Origin of the sequence: Aeromicrobium sp. NPDC092404, assembly GCF_040684095.1 — a bacterium.
Lineage (GTDB): Bacteria > Actinomycetota > Actinomycetes > Propionibacteriales > Nocardioidaceae > Aeromicrobium.
In genome coordinates, this window is sequence record NZ_JBFBFI010000002.1 from 59,972 (window position 1) to 79,659 (window position 19,688).

General features: G+C 70.8%; 23 protein-coding genes. 10 read left to right on the forward strand and 13 right to left on the reverse strand.

Annotated elements, in window-relative coordinates; genetic code table 11:
• Positions 1–37: 37 nt before the first annotated feature.
• Positions 38–301 carry a glutaredoxin family protein gene (locus AB0N22_RS10675; protein WP_364639465.1) on the reverse strand — a complete coding sequence of 88 codons (264 nt, stop codon included), beginning with the start codon at positions 299–301 and terminating at the stop codon, positions 38–40.
• The gene (locus AB0N22_RS10680; protein WP_364639468.1) at positions 298–1,869 is read right to left on the reverse strand and encodes an AMP-binding protein; all 1,572 of its coding nucleotides are present in this window, start codon (positions 1,867–1,869) and stop codon (positions 298–300) included. The genes AB0N22_RS10675 and AB0N22_RS10680 overlap by 4 nt, the downstream gene beginning before the upstream one ends.
• Before the next feature lie 53 nt (positions 1,870–1,922).
• Here AB0N22_RS10680 and AB0N22_RS10685 point away from each other — a divergent pair, with 53 nt between their 5' ends.
• From AB0N22_RS10685 to AB0N22_RS10695, 3 genes are all read left to right on the forward strand, one after another.
• On the forward strand, positions 1,923–2,807 hold the full coding sequence (locus AB0N22_RS10685) for an HAD-IB family hydrolase (RefSeq protein ID WP_364639470.1): 885 nt from the start codon (positions 1,923–1,925) through the stop codon (positions 2,805–2,807).
• Positions 2,808–2,853: 46 nt separating this feature from the next.
• Positions 2,854–3,555, forward strand: coding sequence for a sigma-70 family RNA polymerase sigma factor (locus AB0N22_RS10690; protein WP_364639473.1), 702 nt, complete (start codon positions 2,854–2,856; stop codon positions 3,553–3,555).
• Positions 3,556–3,652: 97 nt separating this feature from the next.
• On the forward strand, positions 3,653–4,711 hold the full coding sequence (locus AB0N22_RS10695; RefSeq protein WP_364639476.1) for a DUF5667 domain-containing protein: 1,059 nt from the start codon (positions 3,653–3,655) through the stop codon (positions 4,709–4,711).
• A 24-nt stretch (positions 4,712–4,735) separates the two neighbouring features.
• Here AB0N22_RS10695 and AB0N22_RS10700 read toward each other — a convergent pair whose 3' ends face one another.
• The 9 genes from AB0N22_RS10700 to AB0N22_RS10740 form a co-directional block, all read right to left on the reverse strand.
• On the reverse strand, positions 4,736–5,983 hold the full coding sequence (locus tag AB0N22_RS10700; RefSeq protein WP_364639479.1) for a lysophospholipid acyltransferase family protein: 1,248 nt from the start codon (positions 5,981–5,983) through the stop codon (positions 4,736–4,738).
• Complete coding sequence (locus AB0N22_RS10705; protein ID WP_364639482.1) at positions 5,980–6,963, reverse strand: NAD-dependent epimerase/dehydratase family protein; 984 nt, start codon at positions 6,961–6,963, stop codon at positions 5,980–5,982. The genes AB0N22_RS10700 and AB0N22_RS10705 overlap by 4 nt, the downstream gene beginning before the upstream one ends.
• Before the next feature lie 6 nt (positions 6,964–6,969).
• The gene (locus tag AB0N22_RS10710; RefSeq protein WP_019143756.1) at positions 6,970–7,071 is read right to left on the reverse strand and encodes an AURKAIP1/COX24 domain-containing protein; all 102 of its coding nucleotides are present in this window, start codon (positions 7,069–7,071) and stop codon (positions 6,970–6,972) included.
• A 199-nt stretch (positions 7,072–7,270) separates the two neighbouring features.
• A complete protein-coding gene (locus AB0N22_RS10715; protein WP_364639485.1) occupies positions 7,271–7,456 on the reverse strand; it encodes a helix-turn-helix domain-containing protein in 186 nt (61 codons plus the stop codon).
• A 155-nt stretch (positions 7,457–7,611) separates the two neighbouring features.
• On the reverse strand, positions 7,612–8,787 hold the full coding sequence (locus AB0N22_RS10720; protein WP_364639488.1) for an acetoin utilization protein AcuC: 1,176 nt from the start codon (positions 8,785–8,787) through the stop codon (positions 7,612–7,614).
• A 69-nt stretch (positions 8,788–8,856) separates the two neighbouring features.
• Complete coding sequence (proC, locus tag AB0N22_RS10725; protein ID WP_364639491.1) at positions 8,857–9,663, reverse strand: pyrroline-5-carboxylate reductase; 807 nt, start codon at positions 9,661–9,663, stop codon at positions 8,857–8,859.
• A 20-nt stretch (positions 9,664–9,683) separates the two neighbouring features.
• Complete coding sequence (locus AB0N22_RS10730) at positions 9,684–10,328, reverse strand: LysE family translocator (RefSeq protein ID WP_364639494.1); 645 nt, start codon at positions 10,326–10,328, stop codon at positions 9,684–9,686.
• A 102-nt stretch (positions 10,329–10,430) separates the two neighbouring features.
• Complete coding sequence (locus AB0N22_RS10735) at positions 10,431–11,216, reverse strand: sugar phosphate isomerase/epimerase family protein (protein WP_364639497.1); 786 nt, start codon at positions 11,214–11,216, stop codon at positions 10,431–10,433.
• Between the two features lie 24 nt (positions 11,217–11,240).
• Positions 11,241–12,152: a Ppx/GppA phosphatase family protein gene (locus AB0N22_RS10740; RefSeq protein ID WP_364639500.1), complete on the reverse strand. Its 912-nt coding sequence runs from the start codon at positions 12,150–12,152 to the stop codon at positions 11,241–11,243.
• 65 nt (positions 12,153–12,217) lie between these two features.
• Between AB0N22_RS10740 and AB0N22_RS10745 the strand changes: the two genes are divergently transcribed.
• Genes AB0N22_RS10745 through disA form a run of 5 tightly spaced genes read left to right on the forward strand, consistent with a single transcriptional unit; the run spans position 12,218 to position 17,027 of the window.
• Complete coding sequence (locus AB0N22_RS10745; protein ID WP_364639502.1) at positions 12,218–12,961, forward strand: hypothetical protein; 744 nt, start codon at positions 12,218–12,220, stop codon at positions 12,959–12,961.
• A 42-nt stretch (positions 12,962–13,003) separates the two neighbouring features.
• Entirely contained in the window at positions 13,004–13,642 is a 639-nt protein-coding gene (locus AB0N22_RS10750; RefSeq protein WP_364639505.1) for a VOC family protein, read from the forward strand.
• Between the two features lie 34 nt (positions 13,643–13,676).
• Positions 13,677–14,468, forward strand: a complete 792-nt coding sequence (locus AB0N22_RS10755) for an alpha/beta fold hydrolase (RefSeq protein WP_364639508.1) — start codon at positions 13,677–13,679, stop codon at positions 14,466–14,468.
• Positions 14,469–14,504: 36 nt separating this feature from the next.
• The gene (radA, locus tag AB0N22_RS10760; RefSeq protein ID WP_364639511.1) at positions 14,505–15,881 is read left to right on the forward strand and encodes a DNA repair protein RadA; all 1,377 of its coding nucleotides are present in this window, start codon (positions 14,505–14,507) and stop codon (positions 15,879–15,881) included.
• 45 nt (positions 15,882–15,926) lie between these two features.
• Positions 15,927–17,027, forward strand: a complete 1,101-nt coding sequence (gene disA, locus AB0N22_RS10765; protein ID WP_364639514.1) for a DNA integrity scanning diadenylate cyclase DisA — start codon at positions 15,927–15,929, stop codon at positions 17,025–17,027.
• Positions 17,028–17,030: 3 nt separating this feature from the next.
• On the opposite strand, the gene AB0N22_RS10770 is transcribed toward disA, so the two are convergent.
• Entirely contained in the window at positions 17,031–17,720 is a 690-nt protein-coding gene (locus AB0N22_RS10770) for a hypothetical protein (RefSeq protein ID WP_364639517.1), read from the reverse strand.
• 105 nt (positions 17,721–17,825) lie between these two features.
• Here AB0N22_RS10770 and AB0N22_RS10775 point away from each other — a divergent pair, with 105 nt between their 5' ends.
• The gene (locus AB0N22_RS10775) at positions 17,826–18,722 is read left to right on the forward strand and encodes an A/G-specific adenine glycosylase (RefSeq protein ID WP_364639520.1); all 897 of its coding nucleotides are present in this window, start codon (positions 17,826–17,828) and stop codon (positions 18,720–18,722) included.
• Positions 18,723–18,731: 9 nt separating this feature from the next.
• On the opposite strand, the gene AB0N22_RS10780 is transcribed toward AB0N22_RS10775, so the two are convergent.
• The gene (locus AB0N22_RS10780; protein WP_364639522.1) at positions 18,732–19,268 is read right to left on the reverse strand and encodes a TetR/AcrR family transcriptional regulator; all 537 of its coding nucleotides are present in this window, start codon (positions 19,266–19,268) and stop codon (positions 18,732–18,734) included.
• A 67-nt stretch (positions 19,269–19,335) separates the two neighbouring features.
• Here AB0N22_RS10780 and AB0N22_RS10785 point away from each other — a divergent pair, with 67 nt between their 5' ends.
• Positions 19,336–19,662 carry an SMR family transporter gene (locus AB0N22_RS10785; RefSeq protein ID WP_364639525.1) on the forward strand — a complete coding sequence of 109 codons (327 nt, stop codon included), beginning with the start codon at positions 19,336–19,338 and terminating at the stop codon, positions 19,660–19,662.
• The last annotated feature ends 26 nt before the right edge of the window (positions 19,663–19,688 follow it).

The following is a 19,688-nucleotide window of genomic DNA, read 5'->3' on the forward strand; positions in this document are numbered from 1 at the left end:
CGATGGCATATCTCACACGCCGACCGGACCCGGGTGATCAGGACGTACGCGCCAGTGCAGCCCGCAGCCGCGTGGGATCGACGCGCCAGAAGTCGTGCTGCTTGCCGTCGACGAACGTCACCGGAACCTGCTCGGTGAACCGCCTCGTCAGGTCGCCGTCGCCCGTGATGTCGATGCTCGTCCAGCTGTCGCCGGTCTCGGCGCAGGTCTCGGCGATGAGTGCCTCGGCGACCTCGCACAGGTGGCAGCCGGGGCGGGAGTAGACGACGACGCGCGCGTCGCCTGCGTGAGCGATCGTCACGAGGCGTCGAGGCCGAGCGTCTCGCTGCGGGCCAGGGCACGGAGCCGGCCCTTGGCGACCTTGCCGGTCGCCGAGTGCGGCAGGCCTTGCACGACCACGACGCGCTTGGGCTGCTTGAAGCGCGCCAGGCGCGTACGGCAATGGGCCTCGACGGACTCGATGATCGTGACCTCGTCGGCCTCGGGGTCCTCGGGCACGACGAACGCCACCACGGCCTCGCCGGTCTCCTCGTCGGGCAGCCCCACGACAGCGACCTGGGTGACGCCCGGCACCTCGGCGATGACGTCCTCGACCTCGAACGGGTAGACGTTGAAACCCGAGACGATCACCAGCTCGCGAAGCCGGTCGACCAGCGTGAGGTCGCCGGCCTCGTCGAGGAAGCCGATGTCGCCGGTGGGGTACCAGCCGTCGCTGCGCGGGCCGTCGACCCCGTCGGGCCAGTAGCCGGAGAAGAGATTGTCGCCCTTGACCCAGATCTCGGCCGGGTCGCCGGATCGGGCGTCGGCGCCGCTCGCCTCGACGATGCGGACCTCGATGCCCGGCAGCGCGCGGCCGACCGAGCCGGGCTTGGGCGGATCGCCCTCGCCGCGGGCCGAGCCGAACGTCGTCGCGATGACCGGTGCGGTCTCGGTGAGCCCGTAGCCCTGCTCGATGTGGTGGCCCGACGACGCGTGGAACGTCTCGGCGAGGTCGGGGTCGAGCGCCGAGGCGCCCGACAGGATCGTCGTCACGCGGGCGAGCTTGTCGTGCAGGTCGTCACGGCCGGCCCACGCCGCGACCACGGGTGGCGCCAGGGGGATGTTGGTGACGCCCTCGGCGACGATCTGGTCGAGCAGCCCGTCGGGGTCGAAGCCGTCGACGAGCAGGACCCGGGCTCCTTGGCGCACCGCCTGTCCGAGGACGCAGTTGAGGCCGTAGATGTGGAACATCGGCAGGAGGCCAAGGCAGACGTCATCCGGCGTCATGGCCGGAGGGTCGAGCCGCGCGACCTGCTCGATGTTGGCGATCAGCGCCCGGTGCGTCAGCATCGCGCCGCGCGGCTTGCCGCTCGTGCCCGACGTGTAGAGCACGACCGCGAGAGCCTCGGCGTCCGCGGGGGCGGCGGGATCGCTGCCGGTGGCGCCGGCGAGGAAGTCCTCGAACGCCGTCTCGCCCTTGCGCGGCTTCGCCCCGTCGACGACGACACTGACGCGGTGGTCGTCGGTCACGGCCTCGCGGACCTGGGTGACGCCGGCCTCGTCGCACAGCACGACGCGAGCCAGCGAGTCCGCCAGCATCCGCCCGATCTCACGAGTCGTGGACCGCGGATTGATGGGAACCGCGACCATACCGCCCCGCAGGATGCCGAAGTAGGCGATCGGCAGGTCGACGCGGTTGGCCATGACGACAGCGACCCGCTGACCCGCGACCAGTCCTCGGGCCGACAGCCCACGAGCGATCGCGTCGGCCGCGTCGTCGAGCTGGCGCCACGTCACCTCACGCCGCTCGCTGCGGTGCTCGACCAGCGCGACACCGTCCGGGTCGTTGGAGGCAGCGTCTCGGAGGTAGTCGCTGACATTGACTGTCACGCCTCCGAGTCAACCACAGGTCGTACGCGTGGGAGGACGTTAGTCTCGGTTGCATGTCACGGGACGCACGACCCGATCAGCCCCGCAATCTGCGGTCGCGATCCGTGCTGTCCGGGCAGGCGGCTGCCTCGGCCGCGGAGATGGAGAGCGCTCTGACGACGGAGCCCGACACGAGGGGCGCGGCGTTCTTCGACGTCGACAACACGATCATGCAGGGCGCGTCGATCTTCCACCTCGCGCGTGGCCTGCACCGCCGCCAGTTCTTCACCACCAAGGACATCCTCAAGGCGACCTGGCAGCAGCTCTACTTCCGCGTCGCGGGGGTCGAGGATCCCGAGCACATCGCGAAGGCCCGCGCCTCGGCCCTGGCGTTCATTGCCGGCCACAAGGTCTCCGAGCTCGAGGAGATCGGCGAGGAGATCTTCGACGAGCACATGGCGCACAAGATCTGGCCCGGCACCCGCGCCATCGCCCAATGGCACCTCGACCGTGGTCAGCGCGTGTGGCTGGTGACGGCAGCGCCGGTCGAGATCGCGAGCGTCATCGCCAGGCGCCTGGGCCTGACCGGAGCGCTCGGGACGGTCTCGGAGCACGTCGACGGCGTCTACACCGGCGAGCTGGTCGGCGACATGCTGCACGGCGAGGGCAAGGCCACCGCCGTCCGGGAGATCGCCGAGCGCGAAGGGCTGGTGCTCGAGGAGTGCTACGCGTACTCGGACTCCAGCAACGACCTGCCGATGCTGTCACTGGTGGGGCATCCGTGTGCCGTCAACCCCGACTCCACCCTCCGCGCCCACGCCCGGGCCAACGGCTGGCGCATCCGCGACTACCGCACGGGGCGCAAGGTCGCGCTGGTCGGCAGCAAGGGCGCCGTGGCGGCAGTCGCGGCCGCCGGAGCATGGCGGGTGCTCCGCAAGGGAAAAATCCGAAGGAACTGACAGCAACTTCCCCCCGGGTTAGTATTTCGTGGATCAGGGAGGGCCTGTGAGGAACACCACCAGTGGATTGCGCGTCGCGCTGTCGCTCGCCCTCGCAACCCCTGACGACCGCTCCCTGCTGATCGCCCTTTCCGTCGCGGACTCACCCGCGTACGCGCCGTCGACCGGCTCGGGAAGCCCCAGCGACGACAACGATCCCGAGGCCACCCGCCTGCGGGCACTGGTCGACCTGGCCAAGGAGGGCGACGCCGAGGCGTTCGGCCAGCTCTACGACCACTACGTGTCGGGCGTCTTCCGGTTCGTCTACTACCGCGTCGGCTCGCAGCAGCTGGCCGAGGACCTGACCAGCGAGACCTTCGTCCGTGGCCTGCGCGCGATCCAGCGCTTCAACTGGCAGGGCAAGGACTTCGGCGCGTGGCTCACCACGATCGCCCGCAACCTCGTCGCCGACCACTTCAAGTCCAGCCGGGCCCGGCTCGAGATCGTCGCCGAGACGATCCCCGAGAGCAAGGTCACGGTCGCCAGCCCCGAGCAGGAGGTCCTGGCGCTCATCTCCAACGAGATGCTGTTCGAGGCCGTCAACTCGCTGCCCAACGAGCAGCGCGACTGCATCCTGATGCGCTTCATCCAGGGCATGTCGATCGCCCAGACCGCCGCCGCACTCGGTCGCAGCGAAGGTGCCATCAAGCAGCTCCAGCTGCGGGCCGTGCGAAGCCTGGCCAAGACGATGCCGGAGGACGCCCGATGATCGCCGCCGCTCCCTTTGTCCTGTCATTTGCCCGTAACTTCAGGGCGCACCGGCTCGTTGCACTGGGTGGAACGTCCACAGCAGTGAGGAACCCATCATGATCGGCCGTCGCTCCCACGACGACGCCCAGTCCTTCGAGGAGGCTTGGAGCGGCCGCGCACCCGGCAACGAGCACGTCGCCGAGCTCGTGCGCTTCGCCGAGAGTCTTTGCGAGGCCGCCGTTGCCGAGCCGTCGCCGGCCTTCCGCGAGTCGCTTCGCACCCAGCTCATGACCGAGGCGGAGACGGTCCTCGTCCCGATGCCGGCCAAGGTCCGCACCGCACCGGTGCGGGAGAGCAGCCCCGCCCGTCGTCGCGTCGCGGGTCTCACCGCCGCCATGGTCGCGTCCGTCGGCGCTGTCGGCATCGTGGCTTCGAGCGCGTCGGCGGTTCCCGGCGAGCTGCTCTACCCGATCAAGCGCAGTGTCGAGTCGGCCGAGCTGGCCCTGCACCGCGACGAGGCCTCCCGCGGTTCGTTCCAGCTGCGCCAAGCCGCAGAACGCCTCGCCGAGGCGCGCCAGCTGAGCACCACGAACGGCGACGAGAGCCTGATCGCCGAGACCCTCGAGGACTTCGCGACCCAGGCCGAGTCCGGATCGACGGCGCTGTTCAGCGACTTCACCGGCAACGGCGAGCAGAAGTCGATCCGCACCGTCAACGACTTCGCAGTCGCCGCGACGGCCAACCTCTCCGCTCTGTCGTCGCAGCTGCCGCCCGGGGCTGACGACTCGTTCGATGCCGCCACGGCGACGATCAGCGACCTGGCCATCCAGGCCTCGTCGTTGTGCGCCTCGTGCACGACCGGCGACCTGCAGCAGCTGGTCTCCTCGGTCGAGGGACTGGCGGTCACCCCCAAGGGCAGCACCGGCTCCCACGACAAGACCGACAAGCCGAGCTCGTCCCACACGCGTGAGGCCAAGCCGACGTCGAAGCCGGTGACGAGCGGCCCCACCGAGAAGCCGCCCGTCGTCGCTGCACCTCCCGTCGCGCCCGCGCCGACCACCAAGGCACCGTCGCTCAGCGACATCACGGACCCGGTCCTGGGTGCCGTGCTGGGCGACGAGGACCAGAAGGGCCTGATCCCCGGCCTGCTCGACGGGTTGCTGGGCAAGAAGTAGGCCGCGCGGCCGCTCGCTCCGGTCTCAGAAGAAGGCGTTGCCGCGGTCGACCAGCAGTCCGTAGAGGGTCTGCTGGATCGTCTCGCGCACCTGGTCGGTGACGTTGAACAACAGCATCGGGTCGTCCGCCGCCTCCGGGTCGTACGCATCGGTGCGGATCGGCTCGCCGAACTCGATGATCCACTTGCTGGGCAACGGGATCATGCCCAGGGGTCCGAGCAGCGGGAAGAACGGCGTGATCGGCAGGTAGGGCAGCCCGAGCAGCCGGGCCAGCGACGGGACATTGCCGACCAGCGGGTAGATCTCCTCGGCGCCGACGATCGACACCGGCACGATGGGCACCTGCGCGCGCATGGCCGACGACACGAACCCGCCCCGGCCGAACCGCTGGAGCTTGTAGCGCTCGGCGAAGGGCTTGCCGATGCCCTTGAAGCCCTCGGGCCACACGCCCGCGAGCTCACCCGTCGTGAGGAGACGCTCGGCGTCCTCCTGGCAGGCCAGCGTCGCACCCACCTTGCGGGCGACCTGGCCGACGAACGGCAGCGAGAACACCAGGTCGGCTCCCAGGGGCCGCAGGTTGCGTCCGGAGTACTGCTTGACGGCGTAGCCCGTGATGAGCCCGTCGATCGGCACCGTGCCGGAGTGGTTGGCCACGAGGAGTGCGCCACCCTCGGTCGGGATGTTCTCGACGCCGCGGACCTCGAGCCGGAACCACTTCTCGGCGAGCGGCTCGATGGCAGCGGTGAGGACCTCGGTGATCTGGGGGTCGAAGCCGAACTCGTCGACCTCGTAGTCGCCGCTCATGCGCCGGCGCAGCGTCGCGAGCAGCGTGGCGACGCGCGTCTCCCAGTCCGAGCCGAGCACGCGCTGGGCGGCCTGGATGACCGCGACCACGATCTCGTCGAGGGGAATGCCGGCGGACAACGGCGCTGCGCCGGCGGTGCGCGTACGCTTCGCCGCCTCCTCGGCAGCGGCGGCCGCTGCTGCGGCGGCGTCCTCCTCGGTCACGGCACGGAGGCGCGGCTTGGGCGGCGGCGGTGTGGAAGGTGCCGACTTCTTGGCGGCGGGCTTGGGTGGGGACTTCTTGGCAGCGGGCTTCTTGGTAGCGGCCTTGCCGGCAGCCGGCTCGGGGGCGGCCGGCTTCGCCCTGGTGACCGGCTTCTTGGCCGGTGCCGTGCCGGCGAGCGACCGGGCGGCCGCCGAGGGTGAGGTCTCGCGGTTGCCCCGGCCGGGCTTGCCACCCGATCCGATGGTCTTGCGCTCGTCGGTCATGCTCGTCCCCCCACTGCCGACATGATGCCGGGCCTCAGCGTCGCGCGGAACTCGTCGAAGGTGTCGAGCGACGTGCGGGTCAGCTCGTAGCCGAAGATGTCGCGCAGCGCCGTCGTGTCAACGACCCGGCCGTAGGTCAACAGCCGGTGCAGGTCGGGCGGGATGTCGGAACCGGCAGCGCGCAGCACCCGGCGGGCCGCGGTGGCGAACCCCAAAGGCGGCAGCGGGATGATCGGCCGGCCGAGCTTGCGCGCCGCCTGGCTCAGCAGCACGACGCCGTCGCCGGCGATGTTGAACGTGCCGGGACGATCCTTGACGATGGCCTGCTCCAGCACCGCGAACGCGTCGTGGAGGTCGGTGAACTGCAGCCGCGGGTCGAAGCCCATCACGGCGGGCAGGACGGGGCTGGCGAAGTAGGTCGCCAGCGGAGTGTCGACCGAGGGGTGCAGGATCTGGGCGGCCCGGAGCGTCGTGATGATGACCTCGGGCCGGCGTCGCGCGAACCCGCGGACGTACGACTCGACCTCGACGATGTCCTTGGGGAACCCACTGCGCACCCCGTCGCGGGCCAGCAGCGACTCGGTGAACATCGCGGGGTCGCGCGGCGACGAGCCGTAGACGGCGGTCGACGAGCCCAGGACGAACTTGGCGACGGTCGACGCCCGCTGGCAGGCGGCCAGGAGCTGCATCGTGCCGATGACGTTGAGCTCCTTGGCCCCGCCGACGCGGCCGCGCTGGGGCGGGTTGACGTCGAGGTGGACGACGGTGTCGACGTCCTCGACGGCGATGACCTTGCCCACGACGGGCGTACGGATGTCGGCGCGGACGAACTTCACGCCACCGAGGTCACCCGCCGGCAGCATCGTGTCGATGCCGACGACCTTGCTGATGCCCGCGCCCTCGCCAAGGTCGGCGAGTCGGCGCGCGAAGAGCGACGCGAACGAACCCGCTACACCGGTGACAAGGACAGACCGGGCCATGCAGACCTACTTGCCCAGACGACGACGCTGCACTCGGGTGCGCTTGAGCATCTTGCGGTGCTTCTTCTTCGACATCCGCTTGCGACGCTTCTTGATGACTGAACCCACGGGTCACGACTCAATTCTTGTTGGCCACGCGCAGTGGCTGGTGCCTGAGATTGGTGGTCGTTCCGGTGACCCACGTCCGGCGCATGGCGCGGCTGCGGTACCCGGGGACGACTGCGAACAGCCTACACGGCATCATCGGCGGGGATTTTCCCCGACCGGGGTCGTGCCGGAGGCGGCCGGACGTACGGGCGGCGGTCGGTCAGCCGGCCTGGAAGTAGGACTTGCCGAGGAACTCCTGGACGGCGTCCGCCGGCACGCGGAAGGAACGACCCACCCGCACGGCTTCGAGCTCGCCGGAGTGCACGAGACGGTAGACCGTCATCTTCGAGACCCGCATCTGAGCCGCCACTTCCGCGACGGTCAAGAACGTCGGTCCGGATGCCATGTCACCACCTGCTTCCTGAGGGGCACGCGCGCTCTCCGGCTTCCCCACCGGAGAAACAGCGCGCGTGCCTTGGTCGAGAGTAGTGCCTCGTGATGCTTCCGGGACAGTAGTTGCGGAAAATCGCTCGGGGACCCACGACACACCTGCCTCGCGCGTCACGGCTGGGGGTCGAGACCGTTCAGCGGAAACGCTGCGGTGCGGGTGGCCTGGATCGACCGGTCCAGCCAGCTCGCGGGGTCGTAGCCCTGCTCCCACGAGCGGTAGCCGACGGCCCGGCCGTCGGTCATCCGCAGCGGGCCGGGCGACCCGCGCATCTCCTCGATGCGGGCTCGCCAGCGTTCGGGAGTCAGGGTCGAGGGGTCCAGCGGAGAGCCGGAGACGATCGCCAGGAGGTGCGCCCACGCCCTCGGCACGACGTCCATGACGGCATAGCCACCGCCGCCGGTCGCGACCCACTTGCCGCCGCACACCTCTTCGGCGAGGTCCCGCAGGGCGAGGTAGGACGCGCGCTGCCCGTCGACACTCAGCATGAGGTTGGTCAACGGGTCGTCCATGTGCGAGTCGCAGCCGTGCTGGGTCACCAGGATGTCGGGCTTGAACTCACGGACCAGCGCTGGCACGACGGCGTGGAACGCGCGGAGCCAGCCGGCGTCGGACGTACCGGGGGGCAGCGGCATGTTGACCGCCGAGCCCTCGGCTCCCTCGCCGCCGGTCTCGGTGGAGAAGCCTGTGCCCGGGAACAACGTCTGCGGCCCCTCGTGGATCGAGATCGTCAGCACCCGGGGGTCGTTCCAGAACATCTGCTGCACGCCGTCGCCGTGGTGCGCGTCGACGTCGACGTACACGACCCGCTGCGCACCGTTGTCCAGCAGCCAGCGGATCGCCAAGGCGACGTCGTTGTAGATGCAGAACCCGCTCGCGCTGCCGGGCATCGCGTGGTGCAGCCCGCCGCTGACGTTGACGGCCCGCGGCGCCGCGCCGGTCCAGACCCGGCGGGCCGCCTCGACGCTGGCGCCGGCGATCAGCGCGCTGGCCTCGTGCATGTGCGCGAACACCGGGTTGTCATCGGTGCCGAGGCCGATGCTGGGATCGGCGTACGTCGGGTGGTCGCTGAGCTTGCGGACCCCTTCGATGTACGCCGCGGAGTGGATCAGGTTGAGCTCGTCGTCCGTCGCCGGGATCGCGCCCACGACGTCGAGCTCGTCGACGATCCCCATCTCGCGGGCGAGCGCCATCGTGAGGTCGATGCGGACCGGCGCCATGGGGTGGGACTGACCGAAGTTGTACTCGGTCAGCTGCTGGTCGAAGACGACGCACGCGCGCTCGGTCATGCCGTCCACCTTAGGCCGGGCCGCCGCACGGTGGTGGGCGCGTCCGCTGCGCGGCGGCCTGTTGCCGGACTATGCGGGGCCGGACAGCTCAGCGGACCTGGCTGCCGCAGCCGCGACGCCGGCGACCAGCCCGTCCTTGACGCCGTGCTGGTCGAACGTCGTGATCGCGGCGTGCGTCGTGCCGTTGGGCGACGTCACCCGGCGGCGGAGCTCGTCGGCGGTGTCGTCGGACTCGGCGAGCAGCTTCGCCGCACCGACGAGGGTCTGCGCGGTGAGTGTACGGGCCGTCGCATCGTCGAGCCCCGCCTGGACGCCGCCGGCGATCATCGCCTCGGCGAGGTAGAAGACGTACGCGGGGCCGGACCCCGACACCGCTGTGACGGCGTCCTGCAGCGCCTCGTCGACGACCACGACCTTGCCGCCGGACTTCAGCAACGCCTCGACGACAGCGACCCGTTCGGCGCTGACACCGGCTCCGGGTGAGATGCCGAACATTCCCTCACCCACGAGCGCCGGGGTGTTGGGCATCGCCCGGACGACCGCGACGCCGTCGGGCAGCGCGGCCGTCATCGTCGCGATCGTGATGCCGGCCGCGAGGGAGACGACCGTGGCCTCCGGACGTACGGAACCGGCGATCTCGTCGAGCAGCGCCGAGACGTCCTGGGGCTTCACGACGAGCAGCACGATGTCGGCCTCGGCCACCGCCTCGGCGTTGCCGGTCACCGTGACCCCGTACGCGTCCCGGAGCTCGGCCGCTCGCTCGTCGCGCTTCTCGGAGATCACGACGTCGCCGGGTGCGTGCCCGGATCGCAGGATCGCCGACAGCAGGGTCTCGCCCATCACGCCGGCACCGAGGATCGCGATGCGTTGAGTCATGCGCCGAGTCTAGGCCGGGCCTAGCGGTGGTTGCCGGAGACCGCGAGGCCGACGCCGAGACCGATCATCGACGTGCCGCCGATCGCACCCATCGCCTCGCCGCGCTTCGGTGAGGCGTTGAACCAGGCACGGAGCTGGCTCGCGATGACCGCCCACAGGCTGTCGGACAGCAGGCCGATGACGACTGCGATGAGGCCGAGCAGCAGCATCTGCGTCTGGGCGTTGCCGTTGCCGCGGTCGATGAACTGGGGCAGGACGGCGCCGATGATCATGAACGCCTTGGGGTTGGAGATCCCGACGATGAATCCTTGCCGGACGACCGTGGTCCAGGTCATCGCTGGGAACCCGCCGGCGCCGGCGTCCTGGACGCTGAACGCCTTGCGGTGCCGGATCGCCTGGATGCCGAGCCACACGAGGTAGGCGGCGCCGGCGAGCTTGAGGACCGTGAAGACCACGATCGACTCCTCGACGATCACGCCGAGCCCGAGCGCGACCAGGACGACGATCGCCAGCAGGCCCAGGGTGTTGCCGACGACGGTCGCCAGCGCGACACCGCGGCCGTACGCCAGCGCCCGCCCGATGACGAACACGACGCTCGGCCCCGGGATCGCGATGAGGATCAAGGCGGCGAGCCCGAAGGCGAGGAGCTGGTCGACGGTGATCATGAGCCGATGCTAACGCCACAACCCCCCGCCATTTGGAGGGTTCCGGCCCACTGGCCCCGGCCAGCCGGGCCGCAACCCTTCAGGACGCGACTGTCGGCGGCCTCAGACGGTGGCGTGGAGGCGGGTGAAGGCCAAGGCCTCGAGGAGGTCGGCCTCTCGCTCGCTCTGGTCCTTGGCCTTGCGGGTGTTGATCTCGACCACGATCTCGCCGGCGTAGCCCGAGTCCGCGACGTGCTCCAGGAACTCCCGGCACGGCTGGGTTCCCCGGCCGGGAACCAGGTGCTCGTCCTTGGCCGACCCCGAGCCGTCGGTCATGTGGATGTGCGCCAGACGGTCCCCGAGCGCCTTGGCCATCTCCACCGGGTCCTCCCCGGCGGTCGAGCTGTGCGAGAGGTCGACCGTCACGTGGTCGTAGTCGTGCTGCAGCGGGTCCCAGCCCGGCGCGTACGCCTGGAACTCGCGCCGGCCGGTGCGCCAGGGATACATGTTCTCGACCGCGTACGTCACCCCGTGCTGGGCCTCGAGGTCGGCGATGCCCTCGACGAAGCCCTTGGCGTAGTCGCGCTGCCACCGGAACGGCGGGTGCACGACGATGACCGACGCGCCGACCTCGTGCGCCATCTCGGCGCTGCGGTGCAGCTTGCCCCAGGGGTCGTTGCCCCACACGCGCTGCGTCACCAACAGGCAGGGCGCGTGGATCGAGACGACCGGCATCTCGTGGAACGCGCTGAGGGCCTTGACCGCCGTGATGTCGGCGCTGACGTCGTCGATGCCGACCATGACCTCGACGCCGTCGTAGCCCAGCCGGGCCGCCGACTCGAAGCCGCTCGCCGTCGACCCCGGGTAGACCGACGAGGTCGAGAGCGAGACGCGGATGGGATCGGGCACGTGCCCAAGGCTAGACCGCAGGCACTAGAGCCCGTCGAGATGTTCCAGCAGCACGCCCTCGCGCAGGGCCCACGGGCAGATCTCGAGCTCGGTGAGGTCGAACAGGTCCATCGTCGCCTCGGCCACGATCGCACCGGCCTTGATCTGGTGCGATCGGTCCGGCGACACCCCGGGCAGGGCCGCGACCTCCTGCGGGGTCATCGTCCTGAGCTGCTCGACGAGCACCGAGAGATCCTGCTTGCGCAGCACCCGGCGCACGTACTGGCCGTCGCTCGACGCGGCGGCTCCGCAAATGCGGGCCAGGGAGCGGAACGTCTTGCTCGTGGCGACCGCGCGGTCGAACCCTCCTCCGCGCAGCACGGCGCCGGCCTGCTCGGCGATGGTGGAGCGCACGTGGAGCCGAAGCTCTGCGGGCGCGCGCCCGGCATCGAGCCAGTCCCGCGTCAGTCGGCCTGCGCCCAGCGGCATCGACGTGGCGATGTCGGGGGTCTCGTCGCGACCCGCGGCGATCTCCAGCGATCCGCCACCGATGTCGAAGACACCGAGCCGACCGGCCGACCAGCCGAACCAGCGGCGTACGGCAAGGAACGTCAGGCGTGCCTCGTCCTCTCCGCTGAGCACCTGCAGGTCGAGACCGCTGGCCACGTTGACCCGGTCGATGACGTCATCGGCGTTGACGGCGTCGCGCACCGCCGAGGTGGCGAACGCGAGGATCGTGGTGCACCCCTTGTCCTCGGCCTCGGCACGCGCCTCGACGACGTACTTGACCAGCCGGGCGACGCCCTCCTCGCTCACGGCGTTGTCGGCATCGAGGTGCTCGGCCAGGCGCAGCGGCTCCTTGTAGCTGTGCGCCGGCACCGGGGGTCCGCCACGGAACGCGTCGACCACCAGCAGATGGCCCGTGTTGGAGCCGATGTCGAGGACGCCCATGCGCATGCTGCCATCCTCTCACTGGCCGGAGGCCGATCGTCGTCGCGCACCGGCGACTAGCATGGAACGCGATGCCAGAAGTCGAGCTCGGATTCCCCCGTACGTACGTGGAGTTCGCCAATCCCGCGGACGCCGAAGAGGTCTTCCGCTGCGACCTGACGTGGCTGACCTCGCGATGGACCTGCATCTTCGGCGCCGGCTGTCCAGGGATCTACGAGACGAGCCCCGAGGCCGGCTGCTGCACCCTGGGAGCGCACTTCGCCGATGACGACGACGCCCAGCGCGTCGGTGCGATCGTCGAGCAGCTGACCCCCGCGCACTGGGAGCGGCACGACGAGGGACGGCGATCCGGCTGGACCGAGCGGGACGACGAGGGCGAGCTCAAGACCCGCGCGTTCGAGGGCGCCTGCATCTTCCACAACTCGCGCGGGTTCGAGGGCGGCTACGGCTGCGCCCTGCACGGCTACGCGCTCGAGCAGGACCTCAAGCCGCACACCACCAAGCCCGACGTGTGCTGGCAGCTGCCGCTCCGGCGTCAGTTCCGCGAGGTCGACCGCGGCGACGGCACGACGTACACCGAGACGCAGATCGGCGAGTACACCCGAGCCGGCTGGGGTCCGGGTGGTGCGGACCTCGACTGGTACTGCTCGTCCAACACCGAGGCGCACGTGGGCCCGGAGCCGGTCTACGTGACCAATCGCGATGAGCTCACCGAGCTCATGGGCGAGGCCGGATATGCCGAGCTGGCCCGGTATTGCAGGGAGCACGAGGCCGGCGGGACCAATACACCACACCCGGCCGACCCGCACCGCTGACCCCCCGCACCACCGCGATCCGGGGTCAGGCAAGAATGCCGTATGCACCTCGACCACGTCTCGTTCGCCGTCGGCCCAGACGGCCTCGCCGGCACGACCGCAGAGCTCGGCCGGCTGCTCGACGCCACGTTCATCGACGGCGGTGCCCACCCCCGGTTCGGCACCCGCAACATGATCCTCCCGCTCAAGAACCGCCAGTACCTCGAGGTCGTCGAGGTGCTGGACCACCCGGCTGCCGACAAGGCCGCTTTCGGCCAGGCCGTGCGCGCCCGCCGCGACGCCGGCGGCGGCTGGCTCGGCTGGGTCGTCTCGGTCGACGACATCACCGAGGTCGAGCACCGCATGGGCCGCCACGCGGTCCCCGGCAACCGGCGTCGCCCTGACGGCTACAACCTCGAGTGGCGCCAGATCGGCACGAGCGGCATGAAGGCCGACCCCCAGCTGCCGTTCGTCATTAAGTGGGAGAAGGACCCGGCCGAGCACCCGTCGCAGATGGCCGAGTCGGACATCACGCTCACAGCGCTCGAGATCGCCGGTGACCCCCGCCGCCTTGCCGACTACCTCGGTGAGCCCGCCGTCGAGGCGCTCGAGGACATCGAGGTCCGCTGGGTCGCGCCGCACGGCACTCCCGGGATCCTCGCTGCCGAGTTCGCGACCCCCAAGGGCGTCGTCCGGATCTAGCACCGCCCGTCCTCCCGCGATCTAGGATCGCCGGATGGAGACCATCACCTCGGCCGACGGTACCGTCATCGCGTACGACCGGGTGGGCGAGGGTCCGCCCGTCCTGCTGCTGCCCGGCGCCACGTGCACCCGCGGTGTCCTGGGCCCCTTGGCAGAGGCGCTGTCGGACCACGTCACCGCCGTCACGATCGACCGCCGTGGACGCGGCGACAGCAACGACCTGGCCGATCCTCCTCCGTACGTCGTCGAGCGCGAGGTCGAGGACGTGGCCGCGGTCGTCGCGGCGGTCGGAGGCAGCGCTGCGGTCTACGGCCACTCATCGGGTGCGGCCCTCGCTCTGCATGCCACGGTCGCCGGGGCCGGCGTCAGCCGGCTCGTGATGCACGACGCGCCCTACAGCCTGCCGGGCGGTGAGCAGTCGGCCCGCGAGTGGCACGCGCAGCTGCACGAGATGCTCGAGGACGGCCGACGTGGTGACGCCGTCGCGGCGTTCTTGAGGATGGTCGGCATGCCGGACGGCATGATCGACGGCATGCGGCAGGGCCCGGGGTGGCCGGCCATGGAGGCGATCGCGCCCAGCCTCGCGTACGACTCGGCGGCCATGGGCGACAGCGCGGGCGGGCTCGTCCCCTCAGAGCTGCTGGCCCGGGTCGACGTGCCGGCGCTCGTGCTCGCGGGTGGCGCCGATCACGGGTTCATGATCGACGTGGCGCGGCAGCTCACCGACGACCTGCCCGACGGCCGCATGGAGCACCTGGTGGGCGCCGGGCACGACGCCGGTCCCGAGGTGGTCGTGCCGCAGCTCCTCCCGTTCCTCGTCGCCTGACCGACTCTGTCCGACGGGGCACCTAGGCTGGCGTGCATGGCAGCCACCAAGACCGCCCGACCGGCCTATGTCTGCGCGGACTGCGGCTGGACGACGATCAAGTGGGTCGGCCGGTGCGGCGAGTGCCAGGCCTGGGGCACCGTCGACGTCGCCGCACCCTCCCGCGCCGGTCGCACCCAGGCTGCCCCCGTCGCGACCCCCGCGGTCCCCATCAGCCAGGTGACGATCGAGTCCGCGCGCTCCACGACCTCGGGCATCGGTGAGCTCGACCGCGTGCTGGGCGGCGGTGTCGTGCCGGGTGCCGTGCTGCTCCTGGCCGGCGAGCCGGGGGTCGGCAAGTCGACGCTCCTGCTCGAGGTCGCGGCCCGCTGGGCCAGGGCCGGCCGTCGCACCCTCTACGTCTCCGGCGAGGAGTCCGCGGCGCAGGTGCGGCTCCGCGCCGAGCGCACCGGCGCCGTCGACGACAACCTCTACCTCGCGGCCGAGACCGATCTCGGCGCCGTGCTGACGCACGTCGACACGGTCAAGCCCGGGCTGCTCATCGTCGACTCGGTGCAGACGATCGGCTCGTCCGGCGTCGACGGTGTCCCGGGCGGGGTCACCCAGGTCCGCGAGGTCGCGTCGGCGGTGATCCAGCAGGCCAAGCGCGACAACATCGCGACGCTGCTGGTCGGCCACGTCACCAAGGACGGTTCGGTGGCGGGGCCTCGCGTCCTGGAGCACCTCGTCGACGTCGTGCTGCAGTTCGAGGGCGACCGGAGCTCGCGCCTGCGCCTGCTGCGCGCCGTCAAGAACCGGTTCGGCCCCGTCGACGAGATCGGCTGCTTCGACCTGGTCGACGACGGCATCGTCGAGGTCCCCGACCCCACGGGGTTGTTCGTTTCCCGCCACGAGCAGCCCGTGCCCGGCTCGTGCGTCACCGTGACGATGGAGGGTCGCCGCCCTCTGCTGGCGGAGGTCCAGGCCCTGACGGTCCCGTCTTCGACGCCTTCTCCCAGACGTACGTCGAGCGGCCTCGACTCGTCACGCGTCGCGATGATCCTCGCGGTCCTCACCAAGCACTGCGGGCTCAAGCTCTCCGAGCACGACGTCTACACCGCCACGGTGGGCGGCGCCCGGCTCGTCGAGCCGTCGGTCGACCTGGCCGTCGCGATCGCGACGGTCTCGGCGCAGCGCGAGACCGCCGTGCCGGCCGACCTCGTGGCGATCGGCGAGGTGGGCCTCGCGGGCGAGGTGCGCAAGGTCAGCAACCTCGCCGCCCGACTGCGCGAGGCCGAGCGCATCGGGTTTCGCCGGGCCGTGGTCCCGGCCGGGTCCGAGGGGCTCGAGGGGTTGCGCACGACCCTCTCGATCGCCGCGGTCAGCAACATCGAGGCAGCGATGGCCTGTCTCGATGTCACGGCGCCCTACTGACCCGCATACACTGTGTGGCGACCTGAGTGAGAGTGGTGAGGCGCCATGGCGTCAGCAGCTGAGCGAGCCGCGGCGGCAGCCGAGGCTTCCGCACGCCTGCGCGCGACGCTGGCCACGGTTGCTCCCGGCACCTCGCTGCGCGAGGGACTCGAGCGCATCCTGCGCGGTCGCACCGGTGCTCTGATCGTGGTCGGCCACGACCGGCAGATCGAGGCGATGTCGACCGGCGGCTTCGCCCTCGACGTGCCGTTCACAGCGACCGGCCTGCGTGAGCTCGCCAAGATGGACGGCGCGATCATCCTCGACCGCGACGCGACCCGCATCCTCAAGGCCGGCGTGCACCTGATGCCCGACCCGTCGATCGTGACGCAGGAGACCGGCACGCGGCACCGCACCGCTGACCGGGTGGCCCGCCAGACCGGCGCCCCCGTCATCTCGGTCTCGGCGTCGATGCACATCATCGCGCTCTACCTCGAGGACCTCCGTCACGTGCTCGAGGAGACCGGAGCGGTCCTCGGCCGCGCCAACCAGGCCCTGCAGACGCTCGAGCGCTACCGCAACCGGCTCGACGAGGTGTCCGACGCGCTGTCCGCGCTCGAGATCGAGGACCTCGTCACGGTTCGCGACGTCTCGGCCGTCGCCCAGCGGCTCGAGATGGTCAGCCGCATCGCCGGTGAGATCGACACCTACGTCCTCGAGCTCGGCTCCGACGGCCGGCTGCTCGCCCTCCAGCTCGAGGAGCTCATCAGCGGCGTCGACGCCGAGCGCGAGCTCATCATCCGCGACTACATGCCGACCGGACGCCGCGGTCGGACGCCCGAGGCCGTCCTGGCCGAGCTCGCGGCGATCGAGTCGACCGACCTCGTCGACCTCGGCTCGGTCGCCCGCGCGCTGCGGATCGGCACCGAGGAGACGCTCGACAGCCCTCTGGCGCCCCGTGGCTACCGACTGCTCGCCCGCATCCCACGCCTCCCGATCACCGTCGTCGAGCGCCTCATCGAGCACTTCGGCTCGCTGCAGAAGCTCCTGGCCGCCAGCATCGAGGACCTGCAGACCGTCGAGGGGGTCGGCGACCTGCGAGCCCGCGGCGTGCGGGAGGGCCTGTCCCGGCTGGCGGAGTCCAGCATCCTCGAACGCTACGTGTGACCGTCAGTCGTTGGGCTTGGCGGTGTTCTTGGCCGACGGGGCCGGCTTCGTCGGTGTGGCCGTCGTCCTGGCCGGCTTGGGCTGCGGCTTCCGGTCGAGCGTGAAGCTCGTCTTGCCGGGCTCACCGCCCAGCGTCCCGATCTGCAGCGTGTAGGTGCCCGGGGTCGCATAGCCCTCCTTGGGCGAGCACCCGGCGCCCGATCCCCGTCCGGACCACGTCGTCGTCGCGAGGGTCGACCACTGGGGCGACACCGACACCTTGTCGACGAGCAGGGCCGACTTGCACACCGTGGAGTCCCAGATCGGCGTCTTGTTGGCGCTGATCACGGCCACGAGGTCGGCATCGGCGGGATCCAGGGTGCAGGCGGACTTCTCCGTCGAGCTGACCACCAGGCCGATCTTGACCGGAGCCTTCGTGAACTGGCCGGAGTCCACGGTCGGCGTCATGCGGATCTTCTCGGGGTCGCACGGCCGGCTCTCGCTGACGAGCGCCACATCGACGATCCCGCTGACCGGGGCGGTGGCGACGGGTGCTGCGGTGGTCGCGGCAGGAGTCTTGGCGGCCGGCTTCGGATCGGGGTCGTCGCCCCCGCCGACGACGCGCAGCGCGAGCCACACCACGGCGATGACGGCCGCCAGGACGAGCAGCCGACGGCGCCAGTAGATCTCCGCAGGCAACCGCTTCTGACTCACATGCCTACGCTATCCGTGGGTCTGCCTCGGGGACGGCTCGACGCGCCCTCGCGGCTTCACAGCGCGTCACGAGCGCCACCGAGCCCGTGCGAGGATCGTCTGGTCATGACGACCTCAGCCGGCCCGCTTCCCGTCGCCGACCTCACGCGTCTGCACGAAGACCTGCTCGACTGGTTCGGCCGCGCCGCGCGCGACCTGCCGTGGCGCCGCGACGCGTCGCCGTGGGCCGTCATGGTCTCGGAGTTCATGCTGCAACAGACACCGGTGGCCCGAGTCCTCCCGGTCTACGAGGCCTGGGTCGACCGCTGGCCGGTCCCCGCTGCGCTGGCCGCCGAGGCGCCGGGCGAGGCCGTCCGCGCCTGGGGCCGCCTGGGCTACCCGCGCCGCGCGCTGCGCCTGCACGCCGCGGCGTCCGCGATCGTCGACCGCCACGGTGGCCAGGTGCCGCGGTCGCTCGACGACCTGCTCGCCCTGCCGGGTGTGGGCGCCTACACGGCAGCGGCCGTCTCGTCGTTCGCGTTCGGCGAGCGGCAGGTCGTGCTGGACACCAACGTCCGCCGGGTGTTCGCGCGGATCGTCTCCGGGACGCAGTTCCCGCCCGCCGCCGTGACGAGCGCGGAGCGTGACCTGGGGGCGGCGCTGCTGCCCGTCCGCGACGCGCACCGCTGGGCGGCCGCGACGATGGAGCTGGGCGCGATCGTCTGCACCGCCCGATCACCGCGCTGCGACGAGTGCCCGGTCGCCGACCTGTGCCGGTGGCGGGCCGCGGGCTACCCGGCGTACGACGGCCCGCCCCGGCGCGGACAGGCCTGGCACGGCACGGATCGGCAGTGCCGAGGCCGACTGCTGGCCGTCCTGCGTGATGCACCTGGGCCGGTCCCGAAGTCAGCCCTTGATCTCGTCTGGCCCGAGGCCGTCCAGCGCGAACGAGCGCTCGACGGCCTCGTCGCCGACGGCCTGGTCGAGCCTCTGGCCGGCGAGACGTACGCCCTCCCCCGCTGACCCCGGCGGTCAGCCCAGGGCGGCGGCGAGGTCGTGGATGATCTGACGTGAGTCGGCCTCGTCGTCGAGCGGCCGGTCGAGCAGCACGCCGTTGAACGTCGCGTCGATCAACGCGGCGAACCGCGGGGCATCGGCAGCCGGGACGCCGGAGCGCTGGAGGTGGGCAGCCATCGCCGCCATCCAGACGGCGTTCGAGGCACGAATCGACGAGGCGTACGGCTCGCGGCCGAACAGCCCCAAGGCGGCCGCCTCGACGTACATCAGCTGGCAGCGCTGCACCTGCCCGTCGGAGTAGGTCGACCAGAGATCGAGCACGGCATCGCGCAGCGACGCCGACGGCTCCATCGCGGTGATGTGTGCCATCGAGCGCTCGTTGGACGTCGCGAGGACGGCTGCGACGAGCTCGTCCTTGGTGCCGAAGTGGTAGATCAGCATCCGGTCGCTCGTGCCCAGCTCGGCGGCCATCGGCCGAAGACTCAGCCCGATCAGGCCGTGCTCGAGCACGTAGTCGGTCGCGGCTTCGGTGAGGTCGTCTCGCTTCGTCATCGCGACAAACGTAGCATGTGCTACGCTTGAATATGTAGCAGGTGCTACAGAAAGCCAGGCCCGTCCCATGTTCGTCGCAGCAGCTCTGCTCGCGGTCGCGATCGCCACCGAGGTGTTCGCCACCGCCGCGCTCCCCCGTGCCCAAGGATTCACCAACCCCGCGTGGACGACGGTCGTCGTCGCGGGCTACGCCTTGTCGATCTGGCTCCTCACGGTCGTCGTCAAGGTGATCCCGGTGTCGGTGACGTACGCGATCTGGGCCGGGCTCGGCACCGCTGCGATCGCGGTCGTCGGAGTGCTGTTCCTCGACGAGCCCGTCAGCCTGACGAAGGTCACCGCGATCGCGCTGATCATCGCCGGCGTCGTCCTGCTCAACACCCAGACCTCGCACTGAGCTCGGACCGCTCCAGGAACGACGAA